Source organism: Bacillus testis, assembly GCF_001243895.1.
GTDB lineage: Bacteria > Bacillota > Bacilli > Bacillales > DSM-1321 > Bacillus_AD > Bacillus_AD testis.
Genome location: NZ_LN851186.1, coordinates 2,080,391 through 2,100,430, shown reverse-complemented (window position 1 = coordinate 2,100,430; position 20,040 = coordinate 2,080,391). Strand labels below are relative to the sequence as shown.

Sequence of the window (20,040 nt, the reverse complement as noted above, 5' to 3'; positions counted from 1 at the left end):
TATCTATTTCTATGGATGAACATGCAAAAAAAGCGCTTAAATCCCATTGTTTTTTGTCTGTTCATCCAAAAACAACAAAGCAAGATAGCCATTTGTCAGGTCTTCGATTTGTTTCAGGTTTAATCCGGTCATCTGTTCAAACTTTTTTATGCGGTAATGAAGCGTATTGATATGTATATGCAAATCTTCGGCCGTTTTCTTAACGGACATATTATTCTTATAGTATGCCCTTACGGTAATAAGCAGTTCTGGTTCGGTGATTGCCTGTTGGAGGATTCGCCGTGTAAAGTCTTCACGGGTCGAAGGGTGTATATCCCCCAGGCATAATTCAATGCGCAAATCTTCTTCACAGACAATCTGCTTATTGGGGTTGGCTGCTTTCAGAGCTTTTTCAGCCTGATTATATCCTGCGGAGAGATTCCTGCTTGAAACGGCCCTACCGATCCCAAGAGAAGATGAAACTTGCCAGATGTCATTTATATACGTTTGCAGCTGCTGAGCCTTTTGATAAATATCTTCTTTATTGGCGTGTACACTATGAAGAAGCAAAAGCCGGTCATTTCCCCAGGGGACCAATATATCTTCTTTATAGGCATCATTCCAAAGGTGGGTCAATTGCCATAAACTTTGGAATAAATAGTCGGTGGGTTTGATCACTTGGACAAGAATGATTTGACGGTCGCTTGCAAGATTCACGTCCAGTACTTTCGCCCTTTCTTTGAGCTGTTCCAGAGAAACAGCCGGCTGCATCCAGTCATAGACGAACGACTCCAGCATCCTTGCACGCCATTGGACCTGTTCGGAATAGTAACTTTCCTGGATTAACAGTTCTGTCATCTTACGGAGCAATTCGCCATAAGGCAAGAATTTATGCGGTTCCCCTGTAATGCCGATCACGCCAATGACATCTTTAAGAAAGAATACAGGCAAATTCAAACCTGCTTTAACGCCTTTTAGCCATTTTTCATCCTCTTGTCCGATCACTTTCTTCTTTTTTTCCTGCGCACAAAGGAATGCGCCTTCATGAAAGGAGCCGATTCGTTTATCTTCAGTCGAGGCGATAATAAGCCCCTCTGTATTTGCTATAATAATTTCTTCATCGAACAATTTTTGTACTTCTGAAACGATTCTCTTTGCTAAAGATTTTGATAATAGCATTAAAACACCTTCCCGCCATCCTTTTTGTCCTGCTGCTATCATATCAAATATAAAGTGAAAACAGGCAATATACATACCGCTTGGGAAAGGCAGTTCTATATGCATGGGATGTGACAATCTTATATACTAAAAAGAGAGACAACCAGAAGAATCAACAGAAAGGATGAATAACTTGAACCAACTTGATAAGGCACAATATCTTGCAGAAAAGGCGCATGCCGGGCAAACGCGCAAAAACTCAGACGAGCCATATGCCGAACATCCCAAACGTGTCGCCCGAATCCTACAGGAAGCAGGTTTTCCGGATGCTGTTATTATAGCGGGATACTTGCATGATACAGTTGAGGATACAGAAGTAACCCCAGCCGTAATCGAAGAGCAATTCGGCCCGGACGTAGCCCGCCTGGTAGCGGCCCACACGGAAAACAAAACATTGTCTTGGGAAGAAAGGAAAGAGCATACAATCCAAACCGTCAAGGAAGGACCGATGGAAGTCAAAGCTTTAATTGTGGCGGATAAATTGGATAATTTACAGGCTCTACAAAAGCATTACGAAGAACAAGGCAGCCGTGTTTGGGATGCATTCAAACGGGGACGCGAAAAGCAGGCTTGGTATAACCAGTCTATTGCCGACGCCATTAAGGATATCCCACAGCCACCCGCTTTTTTCAAACAATATATCGATTTGGTGGAGACTTTCTTCGGCGATCGTCCAGACAAAAGCATGTAAAGCCTTTGAGGCTGCCTTTTGCAGAGGATATAAGGGAAGGGAGGGTTATATAAAAAGCCTGCACCGCATAGACGGAGCAGGCTTTGGCAGACACTTTATTTTTTATTTCCTGTATCGTTCGATTGGTTCTTGGATTCAAGAAGCTGGCTGAAGCTGCTTTCTTCCAATCGGCGATAGATCGGCTGGGTTGGGGCCAGCCACACTTCTCCTGTCCCTTCAAACGTCTGAAGCAGACCTTCGCCTGAGGTGAAGGTACCGATAAGACCCTTAGTGGATTTCTGTACAGAAAAGCGGATATCGCCCCTGCGAAGCAACGCAAAATTGCCGTCAACCTGCAATTTTTCATTTTGAAGCTGGGTGACCAATACTTCCTCGCGCGGAACAGGAATCTGAAGGATGCATAACCCTGTTCCCGAAATTTTGGTCTGAAACCAGCCTTCTCCGCCTAGGAATCCGCTCGATAGATTCTTCTGCATAGCCACACTAATGTCAAGAGTCGGTTCACAGCCAAGGAAAAGCCCTTTATCAACGACGATTGTTTCATCATGAAGCTCAACAAACATATAATGGCCAAAGCTTGGTTCAAGGAAAATTTCACCGGAGCCTGTGTAAGTTGGCTTGAATGTGGATTCCTGCGTTAAATAATTTTTAAACGCCTTTTTCATCAAGCCAGTGGCGCCGCCCATTTTATTTTTGGCTTCAATATGGCCCTTCATGAAGTATAAGGCGCCGGATTCAGTGGTGAAGGAACTGTCTTTTAAGGTGATTTTGACTTGTTTAAGCGTAATTCCGCCTTCTTTAGCCAAAAAGATTTCACCGGCTAGATTAATATCTTTCGCTCCTCTTAATGCTTTCAACTCCAATATTTCCGCTTTGAAGCTTTCATTTTCAACACAATCTATAACAGTCGTATTTTCATAAAATAACGGATTCATCCAATCACTCCTTTAAAACCATTATACCAGAAGGATGTTCTGTATCTGCTGTATATTATCTCAAGATAACATACAATAAATGGTATCCTAGCTATCTATTCCATCAAAATTAGCAAATTAGGCTTAACAAAATGCTGTTCCCGATACATAATGGTTAATAAAGAGGTCGAGTGAAGGGAGAAAAGACATGAATACTGCTTTTAAAGTCATTATTGGCATATTAATCCTGCTTGTTGTACTGAATATAATCGGAGCGATCACACATATATTAGCGGGAATCGTATCATTCGTATTAAAATTAGCGATTATCCTATTATGTGTGTACTTGGTTATGGCGGCTATCCAGAAATGGCGCAGTAATCACCATAATGAATAATAGCAAGCTTCACCGTTATGCCTGGAAAGGGACAAGCAATCAATCAATTACGCCAAATAAAAGACATTCCATGATACTCTGGAATGTCTTTTTTACGTTTGGACAATATCAAATGCTGAGCTATATTTTCATGACGCCGCCTGTATGGGCGGATGTCACAAGTTTCGAATAGCGGGCTAAGTATCCGTTTTTTACTTTGGGTTCAAAGCCTTGCCATTCCGCTTTCCGTGCCGCAAATTCTTCATCCGATATTTCCAATTGAATCGTGCGTTTATTCATGTCCAATTCAATGATATCCCCGTTTTGCACAAAGGCGATCGGCCCACCCTCGGCAGCTTCCGGTGAAATATGGCCGATGCTGATGCCGCGGGATGCACCGGAGAAGCGTCCGTCAGTGATTAAACCGACTTTGGCGCCAAGTCCTCTTCCGACAATTTGGGAAGTGGGAGCAAGCATTTCCGGCATGCCCGGTCCGCCTTTTGGCCCTTCATAGCGGATCACGACGACATCGCCTTCTTTAACTTTGCCGGTTATGATTCCTGACAATGCATCTTCTTGTGAATCGAAACAAATCGCAGGGCCTCTATGGTATCCGCCGACGGACTCATCAACCGCGCCTACTTTGACAATCGAGCCTAAAGGAGCTAAATTTCCGAATAAAACGGCTAGCCCACCTTTCTCGGAATGAGGGTTATCCAATGGATGAATGACATTCGTATCGATGATTTCGCAGCCTTCGACATTTTCACGCAATGTTTTTCCAGACACAGTCAAGCAATCCCCATTAAGAGCGCCTGGTTTTTTCAGTAATTCATGGATGATTGCACTCACGCCGCCGGCATTATGGACATCTTCTATATGATAGCTGGATGCAGGAGCAATTTTGGCAAGATGGGGAACACGTTCCGCTACTTCATTGATCCGTTTCATCGGATACTCAAAACCGGCTTCATGCGCCAGCGCCAATGTATGGAGTACTGTATTAGTCGATCCTCCCATGGCCATATCCAGTGCAAAGGCATTATCAATTGCATCCATTGTGACAATATCGCGCGGTTTGATATCTTTCTTGATCAATTCCATCAACTGTTTGGCTGATTGCTTCACAAATTCCTTGCGTTCCTCGGCTACCGCTAGAATTGTTCCATTGCCAGGCAGTGCTAATCCCAATCCTTCAGCAAGGCAGTTCATTGAATTAGCGGTAAACATGCCCGAACAGGATCCGCAAGTAGGGCAGGCCACCTGTTCGATCTCCTGTAGCTTCTCTTCGTCGATTTGTCCGGATTGGTATGCACCGACCCCTTCAAACACTGAAGTAAGGGAGAGGGAGTTGCCGTCTTTATCTTTACCGGCTTTCATGGGTCCGCCACTGACAAAGATCGTTGGGATATTCACCCGCAGCGCCCCCATCATCATGCCCGGCGTTATTTTATCGCAGTTCGGGATGCAAACCATGCCATCGAACCAATGAGCGGATACGACGGTTTCGACTGAATCGGCAATGATTTCACGGCTTGGCAGGGAATAGCGCATACCGATATGGCCCATGGCGATTCCATCATCTACACCAATCGTATTAAATTCAAAAGGGACACCGCCAGCTTCCCGAATCGCTTCTTTCACGATTTTTCCGAATTCCTGCAAATGGACATGGCCGGGAACTATATCAATATATGAATTACAAACGGCAATAAACGGTTTGCCGAAGTCTTCGTCTTTAACGCCGGCCGCTCGCAGCAAACTGCGGTGGGGTGCACGGTCGACACCTTGCTTGATCATATTACTACGTAATTCTGTCATGATATCCATCTCCCATATCTATTAACTTTTATGTAATACACCTATCTTAAAGTAAATTAATTAAAAAATCAAAAAATTTTAAAAATAAACAACCTAATGTGATTTACATCAGTCTATACTATTTCTTGGGGTATTAGCATGAGTAGCGCTAGGAGTTCAAATCGATCTATTCAACTGGTTGCTCCAAAAACGCAGACAAGCCATATTCCAAAAGGAAGACGGCTTGTCAGGGCTTAATATAGTTTAAAAATATGTCCTTCATAATCTGTAATTGATTCAAGGGAGAAAGAGCCGGTTCGATTAAATTGGTACTCCCAATCAGCGAAAGCTTTAACGTGAACACAGAAAAATTGCTGAGCATCGTCGGCAAAATGGCGACAGGATCCAAATCGCTTCGAAGGGTGCCGTCTGATTTTCCTTCTTCAATCATGCGGATGCACACTCTATTGATTTCTTTTCTTGCTTTCGTGTACATATCCATTTCTTTCATTTCTTCCTCTGAAACGGCAGCGTAATTGATAAAATTGTCCAATATTTTAGGCAAAGCCGCTTCAGGTTCCATCATTTTATGGATGAAGAAATCAAGTACTGCTTCGATCTTTCCGTAGCAAGAAAGAGGTTCTTGTTCAATGCGATAAAATTCATCAAGCATGATATGGATTTTTTCTGTGGCAATTGCAAGGATGATTTGGTCTTTTTTCGGAAAATAACGGAATAAGGTGGCAATGCCGATACCAGCGTGGTCGGCTATATCATTCATTGTCGTATTATCGATTCCTTTACGGAGAAATAATTTTTCTGCGTGATATAAGATCGCATTATTCCTTTTTTGCTTTGCGGACTCTCTGGCCGTTGGTTGTTTGGTCATTTGTTTTCACCCTTGTATCGTAAAATTCGTATTGACTTTGTCTGCATGTAAATTTCACTTTATCATAGAACAATGCCAGAAAGAATAAAAAAGAAAGGGTTTGCAATCGCTATAGTAATTTGTTACTATGAAACTGAAATGATAGTACAACTATCATTTTCTGTAAATTCCTAATTATTTTTGTCTTCTAAATTACTTACACAAATAGGGGATATTACTTACACAGGGGGAATCATTATGCCAGCAAAAAAACCTGCACAATGGGATCGTGAGGTTGATGTAGTCGTTTTGGGTACCGGCGGAGCGGCTTTGACAGCTGCTATTACCGCGCATGATCAAGGTTCAAAAGTACTGATTTTAGAAAAAACACATCAAATCGGTGGAACTACAGCTTTTTCAGGAGGCGTTCCATGGATTCCTATGAACCGTTACATGAAGGAAGCAGGAATAGAAGATAATCGCGAAGATGCATTAAAATATATTCGCCGCATAACAGGGGGGAAAGAACCAAACCCTGACCTTTTAGAAGTTTATGTAGATAACGCTTACAAAGCAATCGACTACTTACATGAAAATACACCATTGCGTTTTGCCATTCCGGAAAATTACCCGGAATATTACAGCTATTTTGAAGGTACAAGAACTGGACGTTCACTCGACCCGATGCCATATGACATGAATGCAATCGGAGAATATGGTGAATTGATCCGCAACAATCCAACATTCCCTCCATTAACACTTGAAGAAGGCGGCGCTGTTGGCGGCATCGACTTTGTCAAAATTGCTGAGCGTATGGAGAATAATATCGTCACAATGGGACGTTCACTGATCGCTTCATTAATAAAAGCCTGTTTGGACCGAGAAATTGAAATCCTACTTGAAACTCCAGGCAAAGAACTTGTTTTGAATGATGAAGGCGATGTAATCGGCTTAGTAGCAGAACAAAACGGTGAAAAATTATACATTGGCACGAAGAACGGCGTTGTTTTGGCATCTGGAGGTTTCGAATGGAATAAAGAGCTGGTGAAGACATTCCTTAAAGGTGAAGTTACCCACTCACTAACCCCATGGGGCAATGAAGGCGATGGGTTAATCATGGCAATGGAAGCCGGAGCGGCACTTGGCAATATGAGTGAAGCATGGTGGTATCCAGCTATGCAGGATCCGACCTTCGAATATGAAGACCGTGTTATGAACCAACTCGGCGGATCAGGCCGTTTTGGACCGAACAGCATTTTTGTCAACGGAAGAGCCAAGCGTTTTGTGCATGAAGGAACAACATATAATGATCTTCCTAAATCTTTCTACGAGTTTGATCCGGTAAAAGTCGAATGGCCGAATGAGAAGAACAACTGGATGATTTTCGACCAGCAACTGAAAGACAGAACTATGATCATTACGATGATGCCTGGTGAAGAAGCGCCTGAATGGGTGAATCAAGCAGCCAGCATCAAGGAATTAGCTGAACAAATTGGCTTGGATCCTGTTGCGTTAGAAGAAACAATCGACCGCTGGAATGCTCAATGCGAAGCGGGAGAAGACACCGACTTCCATAGAGGAACCACTTTCTTCGAAGGGCTAGAAGTTGGAGGAGGCAGTGCTGAACGCAATCTCGGCAAGATCGAGAAAGGGCCTTTCTATGCAGTGCCTGTATACTTCGGTACATTAGGAACAAGCGGCGGACCGCGCATCAATGAAAACGGACAGGTCCTTAACCACCGCGGCAACACCATTAAAGGCCTTTATGCTGCCGGAAACGCTGCAATGGGCATTTTTGGACAAGCCTATATGAGCGCTGGCGGAACAATCGGGCCTGCTATCACTTTTGGCTATTTAGCAGGTAAAGCAATTGGGCAAAAAGAAAGCAACGTGGACAGCAAATCAGCACTAGCATAAAAATTCCAAAAAAAGGACGTGCAGCAATATGCCAGCAGGAACTCATACCGTACAATTACCATTAGGGATCAAAGAAATTTGGGATTTCGTAAGCGATATGGATAAATGGGCACCGCTTGTTCCAGGCTATATCAACCATGAAATCATCAACGATAAAGAATCTACATGGGAATTCAAAGGCGATCTTGGTTTTATGAAAAAGAAAGTAAAGTTAAAAATCGATATAACTGAATGGAAAGAACCAACTACCGTAACATTCAATTTGAAAGGTATTTCCGATAACTTCAAAGGCGGCGGCTATTTCGAAGCGGAATCCATTGATGAAAAGACGACAAATATGACAGGCAATCTAGATATTACAGCAGGCGGCGCTATGGGTCCGATGATCAATACAATCTTGAAAAGCTTTGTGCCCAAAACAGCGGAAGAGCTAACAGATGCTGTTGCGAATAAAATCAAGGAAGAATCAGGCGTAGCGTTATAATGAAAAAACATCCAGCTGGCTAAAAAAGCGGCTGGATGTTTTTTTGATGCCTGTTTATTTCCGATTCTGCTTTCATCATTTGTTTGTGTTTATCTATCAGAAAGTGTAAGACTAGATACAACCTAAAAAGTGAAAAACACAAATAAGAGGACTGAATAAAAATACATTCAGCCCTCTCAAATCCGTACAGTAAGTGCCATGGGTTACACTTATTGATTAATAACCTTCTCTTCTTCTTCTTCGTTGACGGCGGCAATTACAGCGACAAATAAAACGATTTCTTCTGCGATTTCTTCTACGATTTTCATTTCTGCTTTCCTCGACAAAGCTTTCTTCGTCTCTCCATCTGTCATCTCTGCAGCTTTCGTTTTCTTCAAAAAACATTTTCTTCACCTCCTGCTTTAGATTCTTTATACTCTATTCTTTAAGTGCTATTATTTCCTGTGTTAAATCATCATATAAAGTGAAAAGAGGCGCTTGTACACAGCTGCATAGCAATACGGTATTGTATGGCTGGGACAAAAGAAAATAAGAAAAGAAGCTTCAGAAAAAAGCTTCTTTTAAGGTTGTTTTATATTATTTTCTCGAAAGCTACTCTTTTGCTGTTATTCTGCAAGTAAATGACACCGCAATAAGTAAAACCGTTTTTCTCTAGAAGTCTTTGCATAGGCATATTCTCTTCATGTGTATCTACTTTGATGCTATGTATATGTTTTTCGGCACACATTCTTTCTGCCTGTTTCATAATTACTGATGAAATGCCTAATCCTTTGTATTGGCTATCGACAGCAAGCCTATGGATTACTGCTGAGTCGCCGGTGCTTAGCCATTGGCCATCATAGATATTCCTATACGTTACTTCTTCATCAAATGAAATAACAGAAGTCCCAATGATTTTCCCTTCCTTCTCCAATACATAACTGCATCCATTCGCAATGTCTTGTTTGAACGTTTGCCGATTTGGATAGTTATCTTGCCATTGATCAATTCCATTTTGCTTAAAATACAATTGTGCTTGTTTTATGATCATCATAATACGGTCGATGTCTGATTCTACTGTTTTTCTAAACTCCATTTCTATTCTCCTTTAGCTGCTGTTTGCATTCTCGGGAAGATTCTACCAAGAATGCATGCAAACGGCAAATGACAACTTCTATCTTATCTGTGATTTTCTCGAATGTTTACTCTAGAGAAGCGGTGTAGTTGAATTTTGTGCAAGGGATCTTTTGCCTTGTGCTGTGACTATTAAAAAGATGGGCCTTTTTGTGGATGGAAAAGGATCTGTACCGCTATCATAATGATTTGAAAGATCCTATTCTGATAAGAAAAGAGAAAGACATGAAGCTAAAAAAGAAGGTTCTTCCATCAATAAAAGAATTTTTCATTGAATTAATAGGGGAAATACTCTGGAATATTTTCTTATTCATTCCAAGACTGATCATCCGCTTGTTCATGAGGCTGTTTAATGCTTTGGACTTATAGGGGAGCAGTAGTTAGCGCACTTATATAAAAGCATTCTCAGCGAGCGGATTTGAAGGCTTTTAACAACGGATATTGTAAAGTACCTAACCGCTACAATTATCACATCCTTTCTTTCATCAAGATGGATAGTTGATTAATGAAAGAAAGGACTTCCCGTTATGAGTAAATATAGATTCCTATACGGTTATTTTCTTATCAAAATGGGAAGCAATCAGTTGCGACGGACATATAGACAAGTGTATATGGCATTTGTTCCTTTTTATGATCGTTCTGGTGGTGGGCACTTTTTGAATGGTTATCATCGCTTTGCTTACTTTTTTAATCACAGTCGTATTTTACTTGATTGATTTAGTTAAAGAGGATAAACAAAAATGACCCAGGTAAGGTGGAGCAAGTAACATATGCTTCATAAAGGGGGCTTGTTTGCTTAGAAAAAAGAATGCTTCATGTGTATGTGGTGTGAAGTCTAAAAAAGAGGAACCTACGCTATTTATACTGCACCTGGGTGCCTACACGTTTCATTACTTTCTAGAAACGATTTACGGACGTATGCTAATCGTACATTGTGTTATGGAAAAATAGGCCTTTTTACGAAAAATTTCTATAAAACCACTGTTCAGCAGCACAAATCAATATTATCCACCAGCGGGGAAGCGGAGGCTTTTTTGCTGCTGGTTGGTTAGCAAGAGCCCTATGGCCATAATCGGATATTTTAAATACTTCCAATCCCATAATAAAAATGACAGGGAAGATACATCCTAGGAATGAATTCATTTCCGAAGGAGTAAGAAAAAATGGTTATACGCAGATTGTTCATACATATATGGCATATTTTAGATCCAGTCTATAGTTCATTCACCCGACTTCAACCCATTATTGCTAAAACGGAAAAAGGGGCAACTTTTCGTGTAAGATTAACAAAATACCGCGGAAAAGATATCGTGTTATCAGACGGCACGAAGGTATGCAAAAATGATATGATGTTAAAAATTCACCTATATAACGTAAAGATCATGAGGGATTGTATGTACATCAAAAATGAGCTGACAAAGGGAAGAGCTATTTTTAAACGAGTCAAAAACGCTATGCCCCATTTAGCTGAATATATTCAAAACCATCCGCAAGAAGCAAAAATCAAAGGAATTGTTGGTATAACCATGATTAATAAAGGTTTTTTGCCACTCGGTTTTGAATGCGTATATCCTACAAGCAAATTTTATGCTATTTACAAAAAAGCTACCCATATTCCTATCTTTTTGCTTTCTAACGCCAGTTTCTCAAGAGGGAAGCTAAATAAGCATCAAACTGTTTATTTAATGATGTCTAAGGATAAATTACTTCATTTTTACGGTAGGGCTAATAATAATACATAGGTATCAATCGCTTGTTGTATAAATGCCTACAGTTTTAAGCGGCTTTATGCCTACTCAATAACGGCGCTAGGGACAATTCAATAATATGTCCTGATGAGACATTATAAGTCCGTTATTGACTGTATAAATCAACTCTATGAAACTTAGATCATCCTAATGCGCAAAACTTTGGAAAGTATGATCAGTTCTAAAAGTCTCTCACATCTATAAATGTTGTTTATTTTAGGCACAAAAGAACCTCAACGGTACCTCAATGAAAACCTTATTGATCTTTCAGCGGGTAAAGATAGCCTCAAAAATAGTACCATTTATTACGGTTACACTTTGATCTCAACTATTGAAAACATCTGATAACCAGCAAAGTTAGAAAGAGAACTAAAAACGAACTTTTGTAACTTTTAATTTTATAATCGTTCGTATTTATTGGGGTAAAATGCGATTTCTCCACTGAAGAAATACAAAGCAAAATGCTATAAAGGCGAACAACACTAAAGAAGGGGAAACTAAACCATTTTTCTTTACCCATGGACCTGCAAGATGGTTCATGAATCTGTACGGGTTCTCTCCATACTTATATACAAACGATACAGCGTAAAGCGGTAGGGAGGGGGGCAGAAGAGGCAATCATTTTCCTGCAAAACAATCTTCGTTTTTTATAAGGCGCCATAGACCTCTTGTAAGCTGTCAGGAGCGGAATAAGAAGAGATTGCTAAAGAAGCAAAGAGCAGCAGATAATATATAACGGCATATAAGCTATATTGATTGATTTGGCGAGCGGAATGGTTACTGCAATCCATTTAGTGACAGTACCCATGAATAGCGGCTCCGTTTATGTTAGAATCTAAATGGAATAATAAACTTTAAGATACTCAAAAAAGCGAGGACGTAAGATGATTGCAAAAACAGAAGAAGATTTCAATGGTTTGAAGGAAATTGGCAAAATTGTTGCCTCTATTAGAGATGAATTGGTACAAAGAACAACCCCTGGTGTAACGACCAAAGAACTTGATGATATTGCCGGAGAGCTTTTTGAAAAAGCAGGTGCCGTTTCAGCACCCAAAGGTGAATATGATTTTCCTGGTTATACGTGCATTAGTGTGAATGATGAAGTGGCACATGGCATTCCTGGCCCTCGGGTTATTCATGAAGGAGATTTAGTAAATATTGATGTGTCTGCTTCAAAAAACGGATATTTCGCAGATACAGGAATCTCATTTGTCGTAGGCGAAGGAGAAGAACTAGCAATCAAAGTATGCAATGTTGCTAAACAGGCATTTGAAGCAGGGCTTAAGAAAATAAAACCTGGATCCAAAAAAAGCGGAATCGGAAAAGCAGTATTCCAAACAGCGAGAGAAAATGGATTAACGGTTATCAAAAACCTTACAGGACATGGTATTGGCCGTTCCATACACGAAGCGCCTGACCATATTTATAATTATAATGATACATGGGATGATGAATTATTGAAGGAGGGAATGGTGATCGCATTCGAACCATTTATCTCCACCTTGGAAGAAGAAGTATTCGAAAAGGAAGACGGCTGGACCTATGCTACAGAAAAAAGCTATGTAGCCCAAATAGAACATACGATTATCATTACTAAAAACGGACCAATTATTTTGACACTTTAATTTGTATTTTAGCCATAGAAAAACTGCCCTTTATTTGTTAGACGCATATTACAAATAGAGGGCAGTTTAAGGATTTGTACTTATTTTTCTTCTAATACATTAAGTAAGGCACGTCTTTCCTGATTTATTTCATTGGAAGTGCGGACCTTGGCTCTTCGAATGATAGCTAAAGGAGGGCACCAACCCTGAAGTGCATGTTGTAAGAGAAAGCTTCCAACTACTGCTGGCATAATAGCCCATTTTTTATTAACGGTCATCGCCAATATACTGCCAGCTATTACAAGGCTGGATGCATTTGTTTCCAGGACTCTCTCAGTGTCCCATTCCTTATCTAATTGACTGATTCGATCTAAGATTTCCTTTTTGTCTTTCGTTTTATAGAAATCAATTCGTCGTTCTATCTCTTCTTGAATTTCATCATTGATATAATCTTGACTACTACGCTCAACTCTTGTTGCTGTCGGTTTCATAAAATCCTCCTTCACTAGATGATAATATTTACATACCCGCATGGTTACTCTATCTAACATATTTCCGAAACACACCGAATTCAGCTCTATAAGCCGCCTTTTTTAGAAGCTTTTGGGACAATCATCAGTTTCTATTTATACAGAAATATCTGCTTTATTAATTGAAGCCTATACGGTTCAAGCAATTTTGAATTGGAATGGGCAAGGAAAGCTTAGCTAGGGTAGTAAGTCTATCCTTATCTTCATTTATTTGGGGCGTATTTATTACAAACGATAACACTCTCAATCCTAGCGTACATTTTTATTAGCTTACAGTTCCTATAAATTATAAATTATCGTAAAAAACATAAACTCTATTTTTATATTAAAAGGATTATGGTGAAGGAGTTGAATTATATTTATAGAAAAAGTAAATGAATTATATTAAATATTGATAAAGAAAGTGAAAGGGTTGAAGCAGATGACTAGTGAAGAATTAAGAAATCAACTAATAGAGATATTAGAACATGAATTTCCTTTAGTACAATACAAAAAAACAGTCTTGAAATCAGGTAATATTAGAGTATCTCCATATTTACCTAATAACCGAAAAAATAAGCGCTGGATGCAATTAGATGCAAACCCTGAATATTTATCAATTGCAATGGATCATTCAACAGGTGATTTTAAATACACTGATTTAAATAATCTTAATTTAACTTACGGACTAAATGGGTTTCAATCAGCAATACAAATTCAACCTAATAACGATGCTATAAATATTTCTATTTTCACTGATGTTCCATATCCTTTTTCTAATAAAGCCTTTATTGATTTTTTACATAAACACTATGAATCCTATAATAAAATTATATTTTAGATAAAATAGTACATTCATCAGTCTGCTAACATTGTAGACGGAACAGGTAGGGAGCTAGAACGGGCATTCATTTTAAATGGAAAACGTTTATCTGGCGAAATGGATTCAAATCGATCCTTCTTTGCTGTTTAATGACTACTTTGAGGTCATAGAAACGAATTTTTCAAAGAGCAGCTTCATGATCCAAAAGTTCTTTGAGCGTACGCACATCCACGTTTTGCTTATTTTCTTGCAACATAAGTGTCTCAAACGTATGACGAAAATGATGTTAGGAAAAGCGGGAGGGAGGAAGACGAGCCATTTTTAAGGCGTTTTTAAGGATCAGATGCAAACCACAAGGATCCAGCGCATTCCAGTCTTTATTCAAAAACACAGGCTCTGTTGTATTCGTTTTAAACGGTTCAAGAGATGCTTTATAAGCCGTCAGAAGCGGGTGTAAGGGTAATAATCTTTCCTTTTTACCTTTCTCTAAAAGCGGACGGTTTGATTGCTGAAATCTAATTGTTCCACGTGAGATCCACCAGTTCGGAGTATCCCGGTTGTGGCCAATAGCTTAAATATGGTTTCATTGCGTAAAGAAAAGGGCGAATCATTTTGTTCCCATGAGCGGAATAGTTGCTGCAAATCGGCTAACGTCATATACACAGGCACTTTATCATCTGTTATAGGTGTTTCAATACCGTTCATATAGTCATACTGCAGGTATTTTTCTTGCAGGCAGTACTTGGTAAACGATTTCAAACTGGAAATCTTTCTATTCATGGAACGCGGTTTTTGCTGGTGAGTACCCAATTGATATTGAATAAAACGACGTACATTAGTTTTGGTAATATACGTAAGTTCTTTTGAACAGTTATAATCACATAGTAAGGCTAAGAATTGCTGTAAATCGTATTCATAGCTAATCACGGTATGGTAAGAGCGATTTTTTCAATCTGAATGTACAAAATGAATTCATCAATCGCAGCTTTTAGTTGCAAAGAAATGATATCGTGAAAAGTTGTTTTAGACGATAACTCATTATCCGTACAAAATCATCCACCACATGAAAACGATCCGAAATTATAAGGAATCTGCGAGCCGAATGTACCAAAGTACAGACAGTATAGGCGCTTTAGGGAATACCACCAGTTCTAGTATTAAATAATCCTAGTTTACATAATATATATTATAGGAAGTAATGAAAACTTGAATATCTCACGTCTCACAAACTAAGTATACTCTTGATAGTGAGACGTGAGACGTTTTTTTAAGCTGATCTATTATTAGCTGCGGGATTTTTAATTAGGATTTGCCAAGCTCGTTACGTGACAGAGTTTACGTGCTGGTTGGTGCTTGTGGGCTTTTTACGAAGTGCTTTGCCATATTATTTAGCATGATCCATTGCAACAAGTTGATTGCAAGATTGTATGAATCGGTTGTTCTAAAATGCTGCAATTAATCCCTTTGTAAAATATGAATTCATCTAACTCTCCGGTATTTTTCTGATAATTCTTATATAGAAATATGCATAGTTAAAAAACAGTTAGCAAATAGCTTCCTGTTTTATTTGTTCAAAAGTGTCCATTTACTTGAGTGCTTTTTTATGAATCTTAGGAGATGTTCAGTATCCCTTCTTCTGCTGATCTCCATTGGTGAAGTTGTTGGTATCGGGGTAAATACGGTTGTTTTCCTGTGGAATGATTTCATACTCATCCCTCCATCTATGTTGTTTAAGATAGTATATGACAAAAGAAGGATAAATATGAAAAAGGCAATAGCACCAATGGCTATTGCCTTTTAACTAACGTTCATGTAAACCTTTTTATTTTTTGAAAAACATCTTTAGTGGGTTTATGACTATATTTTTTGATGATACGTTCATTTTCTTCCATTAATTTCAAAGTACTCGGGCTGGTGGCCACTTCCGGAACAGTTACTCTTGATTTACGGATAAAGGATTTCATCGTCTTTTCTTCACTTTCAGGAAGCAAGATAGCTTCATTTTGATTCATGACTATTCACCACCTATTTCATTCCATTCTTGTCCTTCTGGTACTGCAAAATCATAAATGTGGATCATTACGACAAAGAGCAGACAATCCATTTCTGATATTTCTCTTGATCCAGCTATTTTTAATACATATAATTCATCGCCAAAAAGATAAATTGGGTGCAGGGCATATTTCAATTCAGTGTTGTAAACTGTTTCTAATCTGTCTAATTTGGAACGGATTGCTCCAGAATTCGTATAAGCCATTAATGCTTGTTCTTTTTCTGTGGGATCCGTAAATGGCCAAACTTGAATATTCATATCCTCTTTTTGGGCATATGACTGGAGGACTTCTTTCAACCCCAATAAGTACCCTTCTCTACTCCCATAATACCCGTTTATCCCCTCTTTATTCAAGATATGGAGCATGTTTTTTGCCATGGATAGATTATCTTTAATCAAGGTTTCATTAGCGGTGACGGTCTTTGTGAATCGATCCAGTTCATAATTGCCTGCTTTGCGTAAATACATATTTAAGAAAATGAAAGCATCTACCGATAGAAAAATCACAAATACAATAATGTAATTTTTCCAGTCCGTAAATATGCTGTCAGGGTACTTTGTCCAATACAATACTGCCCCCAACATATAGAGCAAATACCATATCTTGCGGAACAAAAACACCTTTTCTTCCATCTTTGCTTCATTCTTTCCATACAGGTATGTATAAAGAAGCAATCCTGCGAAACAGAACCAAACAAAAATCTTAAAAAATAATACCATGTTCCCCCACCTTTTATTTCCTTCCTTTTTGCCCCGCTGATTTCATTTTTCTCTGTTGCTTCTCCCTAAAAAGAATGAAAATCTTTAAATCTCTATTAAATTTTAAGTATACCATGAATTTCTATAAAAAATAGAAAGTTCCTTTTTTTAAATGCTCTTGTCTATTTACGTACACAAAGAAAAAGCCCAGCCAATTAGGTTGAGCTTTTATGAATTAGAATCTCGGATGATTGTATCTTACAGAGCTTGTAGACCATAAAGATGGCATGCTTCACTTTTTGCAATTATCTGTCCCCGCTTTTAATGAATTGGTGGATATCGAACATTGTTTGCTTCAAATGATCGAGCGATTTAAAAAAATCATTTGGATTTTCCAAAGAAGAATCTGCATTAGGGATGTATCGTGTCATCAATTGGCTGTTCGCTGATAAAGCTTTAAAACGGCGGCTGTGAAAATTAGGGTCTTTCTCCCCAATGACCAGATAACCCAGCTGCGAGCATTCTTTAATCGCTTCAAATACTTCTCTCCGTTTCAGCAAAGGAGTCAACCAAATACATCTTGCCTGAGCGAATAAGGGGTTGCTAAGCACTTGTGCTAAAGCAATGGTTCCGATCGACTTACCAATGAGGTCAAATTGTGAGTATGACCTTTCTTCCAACACCTTTTCCAAAACAGCTTGTATGTCGCAATCCATAGCTGTAAATAATTCATTGCTTGAATGGACTTCAACCCGTTCGTGATAGTCGTAATTGATCTGAAGAACATCAATATTCTTTTGCAAATAAAGTAATGTGCAATAGTGAAATAGCGGCTTCTCCACATGATAGCTTGAACCAGGAAGCATGATGGCGAGATGCGATGTTAACCGGTTATTATGAAGTAGCTTATACGAAACTGGAATATGCCGATAGCCATTGACGGTATGTTGCTGGATTTCAATCACAAGCCTCGCTCCCCTTTCATTCTTAAATAACGTCCTATTCAGGCCATGCCTGTACAATAGAATTCCCATTCCACTTTAAAAAATGCGATTTTTACACTATCAGAGCATATGTTCCCGCACCCGTATTTTCGTCATATATTGTTTTTTCTCTATTTTATGTAAATAAAAACCAGGTTATTAACTTTTTTGCTCTTGATCCTTTATTATTTTAGTGCTCTTTCCACTACAAAGGAACATATGTTCTCTTTGGGGCTAAGTTACAACAACCAATAAAGATCATAATCGATTAACATGAATCGTTTAGCTGGAGTTATGTCCTCATTTATCCACTGCAAAAATAAAGAGTCCAATTCATATGCGAATTGGACTCTAAATCATGTTAAGATCTCACTATGGCTTTTTTATGTCAGAATAAATCAAATGGTATTGTTCTTCATCTTTAATGAATTTATAGAAGAAAACACCGCTGAATAATAACAGCATGCCGAATATAAAGGTCTTGATGTCGGCTGTTCCGGCAATCAGCACATAAATGGAATATGTGCAGGCGATAAAACCGATAATACCATCTCCGAACCGATGCATGCCGTTTTCGTATGTTTCCCCTGTATACACCAATTTCAATTGGAATGCCGAAGCAATCAAATATGGTACCAAGTAAGATAAGGTTGCGATATAGATGACAAAATTAAAAGCTGTCGAAATCGAATTCGAAACGGTTGAAAATATGAACAACTGTCCCAATCCATTGGTGACGATCAACGAAAAGACAGGAAGTCCGTTCTTGTTCTGCTGCATGAAACGTGGCATGAACAATCGCTGTTTAGCAGCTTCAGCAGGAATTTCCGCTGATAACATAACCCATCCGATTGTGGAGCCCATCAGACTGATTAATCCTAAGGCTGCAATCAATTTTCCGCCAATTGGTCCCATTACTAATGTAATCGCATCAATTAATGGTTTTTCGGATGTGACCAGCTGATCGTGCGGAAGAATGCCCATTACAAGCGTGCTAATGCCGATATAAAGAGCCAACGCAATCAACAAACCTAGAATCGTCGCTTTTTTGACATCGGACTGCTTTTTTGCTTTTGAAGCGAATACGACTGCAGATTCAACGCCTACAAATGCCCATAATGTAATAACAGCCGCTGCATTGACTTGTCCCAGCAATCCCGTTGTGTGGCCCGATTGGGAAACCTGATCAGTAATGAAAGGAACGATATTGCTCTTTTCAAAAGCGGTAAGCCCGATAATGATGAAAAGAACAAAGCCTGCCACTTTGGCAATAGTCGCTGCCAAGTTTAATTTACCGGCTCCTTCCATGCCTTGTAGAACGATAAAGTGCGTCCCCCATAAGACAATCGTACAAACAGCAAACGTAAGTGCATTCCCAACCTTTAATTCAAAGTTACCTATTGAAAACCAGGTGGACTGGCTAGTTAAAACAGGAAAGAATGTTGATAGATAACTTGCAAATGTAGTGATGATCGCAATATTTCCGGCAAGGTTACCGATCCAATAGCCCCATGTTGACATAAAACCTGATAGTGTTGCTGCGTTTGAACCTTTGGCGAATAATTCTTTCGCATAAATCTGCGGTCCTCCCTGCAGCTTAGGTTTTCTTTTACCCAGATTACCGAAAACCAATGTGACGAACAAAACACCCAATCCAGTGAATACCCAAGCAAGAATAGCCCCGCCAGGACTAGCTACGGTCGCCAATGATTGGGGAAGCATGAAAATCCCCGATCCGACCATATTTCCGATTACTAATGATGTTAATATCCAAAAGCCCAACTTTTGTTGATTTCCCACTTGAAACTCTCCTCTTCTCCCTAATGAAGGGATTTCTCTAGTTAGTAACAGACAATTCTCATTGATGTTGGTAGAGTTTTGGCCTTTTTTCACAAACAAAAAAACACACCGATAAAATGGTGTGTTGTATGTACAGAAACCAACGGCACCATCAGACTTTGTTGTGATAGTTCTTCATGGCAATCGCTCACCATGACAGTCCTGTCCCTATTATGGCACAGTCCCAGCTCTCCGCATGCAGAAATCATGCAGCGCTTCGGCGGTGTTCCCTTTCCATAGACGTCAATGAGCTTTCTGTCTCTCTTTCTATGTACTCTTAAAAACCGCAACCTCTACCTCACCTTCATCTGATGAGGATCATTTATTAACACTATTATCGTATAGTAATCAATAAGATCCGTCAATAGATAATTGGCAAGCAAAGGATTTGGATGGAATGGTTTTTAGTAAGTGTACATGAA

The 20,040-nt window shown here is 39.3% G+C and carries 18 protein-coding genes, 1 pseudogene and 1 riboswitch; of the genes and pseudogenes, 7 read left to right on the top strand and 12 right to left on the bottom strand.

The window, feature by feature from the left end; all coding sequences use genetic code 11:
• Window positions 1–36 precede the first annotated feature (36 nt).
• The gene (locus BN1765_RS10645; RefSeq protein ID WP_050615109.1) at window positions 37–1,158 is read right to left on the bottom strand and encodes a CdaR family transcriptional regulator; all 1,122 of its coding nucleotides are present in this window, start codon (window positions 1,156–1,158) and stop codon (window positions 37–39) included.
• Window positions 1,159–1,330: 172 nt separating this feature from the next.
• Between BN1765_RS10645 and BN1765_RS10640 the strand changes: the two genes are divergently transcribed.
• Window positions 1,331–1,888, top strand: a complete 558-nt coding sequence (locus BN1765_RS10640; protein WP_147554179.1) for an HD domain-containing protein — start codon at window positions 1,331–1,333, stop codon at window positions 1,886–1,888.
• 95 nt (window positions 1,889–1,983) lie between these two features.
• Here BN1765_RS10640 and BN1765_RS10635 read toward each other — a convergent pair whose 3' ends face one another.
• On the bottom strand, window positions 1,984–2,823 hold the full coding sequence (locus BN1765_RS10635; RefSeq protein WP_050615107.1) for an AIM24 family protein: 840 nt from the start codon (window positions 2,821–2,823) through the stop codon (window positions 1,984–1,986).
• Between the two features lie 187 nt (window positions 2,824–3,010).
• On the opposite strand from BN1765_RS10635, the gene BN1765_RS10630 reads away from it, so the two are divergent.
• Window positions 3,011–3,199 carry a hypothetical protein gene (locus BN1765_RS10630; RefSeq protein ID WP_050615106.1) on the top strand — a complete coding sequence of 63 codons (189 nt, stop codon included), beginning with the start codon at window positions 3,011–3,013 and terminating at the stop codon, window positions 3,197–3,199.
• 120 nt (window positions 3,200–3,319) lie between these two features.
• On the opposite strand, the gene ilvD is transcribed toward BN1765_RS10630, so the two are convergent.
• A complete protein-coding gene (ilvD, locus tag BN1765_RS10625) occupies window positions 3,320–4,999 on the bottom strand; it encodes a dihydroxy-acid dehydratase (RefSeq protein WP_082195449.1) in 1,680 nt (559 codons plus the stop codon).
• Between the two features lie 226 nt (window positions 5,000–5,225).
• Window positions 5,226–5,867 carry a TetR/AcrR family transcriptional regulator gene (locus BN1765_RS10620; protein WP_050615104.1) on the bottom strand — a complete coding sequence of 214 codons (642 nt, stop codon included), beginning with the start codon at window positions 5,865–5,867 and terminating at the stop codon, window positions 5,226–5,228.
• A gap of 237 nt (window positions 5,868–6,104) precedes the next feature.
• Between BN1765_RS10620 and BN1765_RS10615 the strand changes: the two genes are divergently transcribed.
• Entirely contained in the window at window positions 6,105–7,763 is a 1,659-nt protein-coding gene (locus BN1765_RS10615; protein ID WP_050615103.1) for an FAD-binding protein, read from the top strand.
• 28 nt (window positions 7,764–7,791) lie between these two features.
• Complete coding sequence (locus tag BN1765_RS10610; protein WP_050615102.1) at window positions 7,792–8,247, top strand: SRPBCC family protein; 456 nt, start codon at window positions 7,792–7,794, stop codon at window positions 8,245–8,247.
• A 209-nt stretch (window positions 8,248–8,456) separates the two neighbouring features.
• On the opposite strand, the gene BN1765_RS20055 is transcribed toward BN1765_RS10610, so the two are convergent.
• Window positions 8,457–8,624 (bottom strand): hypothetical protein, encoded by a 168-nt coding sequence (locus BN1765_RS20055; RefSeq protein WP_154666084.1) that lies wholly within the window; start codon window positions 8,622–8,624, stop codon window positions 8,457–8,459.
• 194 nt (window positions 8,625–8,818) lie between these two features.
• On the bottom strand, window positions 8,819–9,322 hold the full coding sequence (locus BN1765_RS10605; protein WP_050615101.1) for a GNAT family N-acetyltransferase: 504 nt from the start codon (window positions 9,320–9,322) through the stop codon (window positions 8,819–8,821).
• A 1,201-nt stretch (window positions 9,323–10,523) separates the two neighbouring features.
• On the opposite strand from BN1765_RS10605, the gene BN1765_RS10595 reads away from it, so the two are divergent.
• The gene (locus BN1765_RS10595; protein WP_050615099.1) at window positions 10,524–11,102 is read left to right on the top strand and encodes a YkoP family protein; all 579 of its coding nucleotides are present in this window, start codon (window positions 10,524–10,526) and stop codon (window positions 11,100–11,102) included.
• Between the two features lie 890 nt (window positions 11,103–11,992).
• Window positions 11,993–12,733, top strand: coding sequence for a type I methionyl aminopeptidase (map, locus tag BN1765_RS10590; protein WP_050615098.1), 741 nt, complete (start codon window positions 11,993–11,995; stop codon window positions 12,731–12,733).
• A gap of 80 nt (window positions 12,734–12,813) precedes the next feature.
• Here the strand turns inward: map and BN1765_RS10585 are convergent, their stop codons facing one another.
• Window positions 12,814–13,203 (bottom strand): YgaP family membrane protein, encoded by a 390-nt coding sequence (locus tag BN1765_RS10585; protein WP_050615097.1) that lies wholly within the window; start codon window positions 13,201–13,203, stop codon window positions 12,814–12,816.
• 460 nt (window positions 13,204–13,663) lie between these two features.
• Between BN1765_RS10585 and BN1765_RS10580 the strand changes: the two genes are divergently transcribed.
• Window positions 13,664–14,062: a hypothetical protein gene (locus tag BN1765_RS10580; RefSeq protein ID WP_050615096.1), complete on the top strand. Its 399-nt coding sequence runs from the start codon at window positions 13,664–13,666 to the stop codon at window positions 14,060–14,062.
• Between the two features lie 468 nt (window positions 14,063–14,530).
• Here BN1765_RS10580 and BN1765_RS20050 read toward each other — a convergent pair.
• The 5 genes and pseudogenes from BN1765_RS20050 to BN1765_RS10550 form a co-directional block, all read right to left on the bottom strand.
• Window positions 14,531–14,980, bottom strand: a pseudogene (locus BN1765_RS20050) (tyrosine-type recombinase/integrase); the annotation flags it as partial.
• A gap of 872 nt (window positions 14,981–15,852) precedes the next feature.
• Entirely contained in the window at window positions 15,853–16,056 is a 204-nt protein-coding gene (locus BN1765_RS10565; protein WP_050615094.1) for a hypothetical protein, read from the bottom strand.
• A 2-nt stretch (window positions 16,057–16,058) separates the two neighbouring features.
• Window positions 16,059–16,817 carry a type II toxin-antitoxin system SpoIISA family toxin gene (locus BN1765_RS10560; RefSeq protein ID WP_050615093.1) on the bottom strand — a complete coding sequence of 253 codons (759 nt, stop codon included), beginning with the start codon at window positions 16,815–16,817 and terminating at the stop codon, window positions 16,059–16,061.
• Between the two features lie 284 nt (window positions 16,818–17,101).
• Window positions 17,102–17,761 (bottom strand): hypothetical protein, encoded by a 660-nt coding sequence (locus BN1765_RS10555; protein WP_050615092.1) that lies wholly within the window; start codon window positions 17,759–17,761, stop codon window positions 17,102–17,104.
• A 390-nt stretch (window positions 17,762–18,151) separates the two neighbouring features.
• Entirely contained in the window at window positions 18,152–19,579 is a 1,428-nt protein-coding gene (locus BN1765_RS10550) for an amino acid permease (protein ID WP_050615091.1), read from the bottom strand.
• Window positions 19,580–19,738: 159 nt separating this feature from the next.
• Window positions 19,739–19,922, bottom strand: a riboswitch (Lysine riboswitch).
• Window positions 19,923–20,040 lie beyond the last annotated feature (118 nt).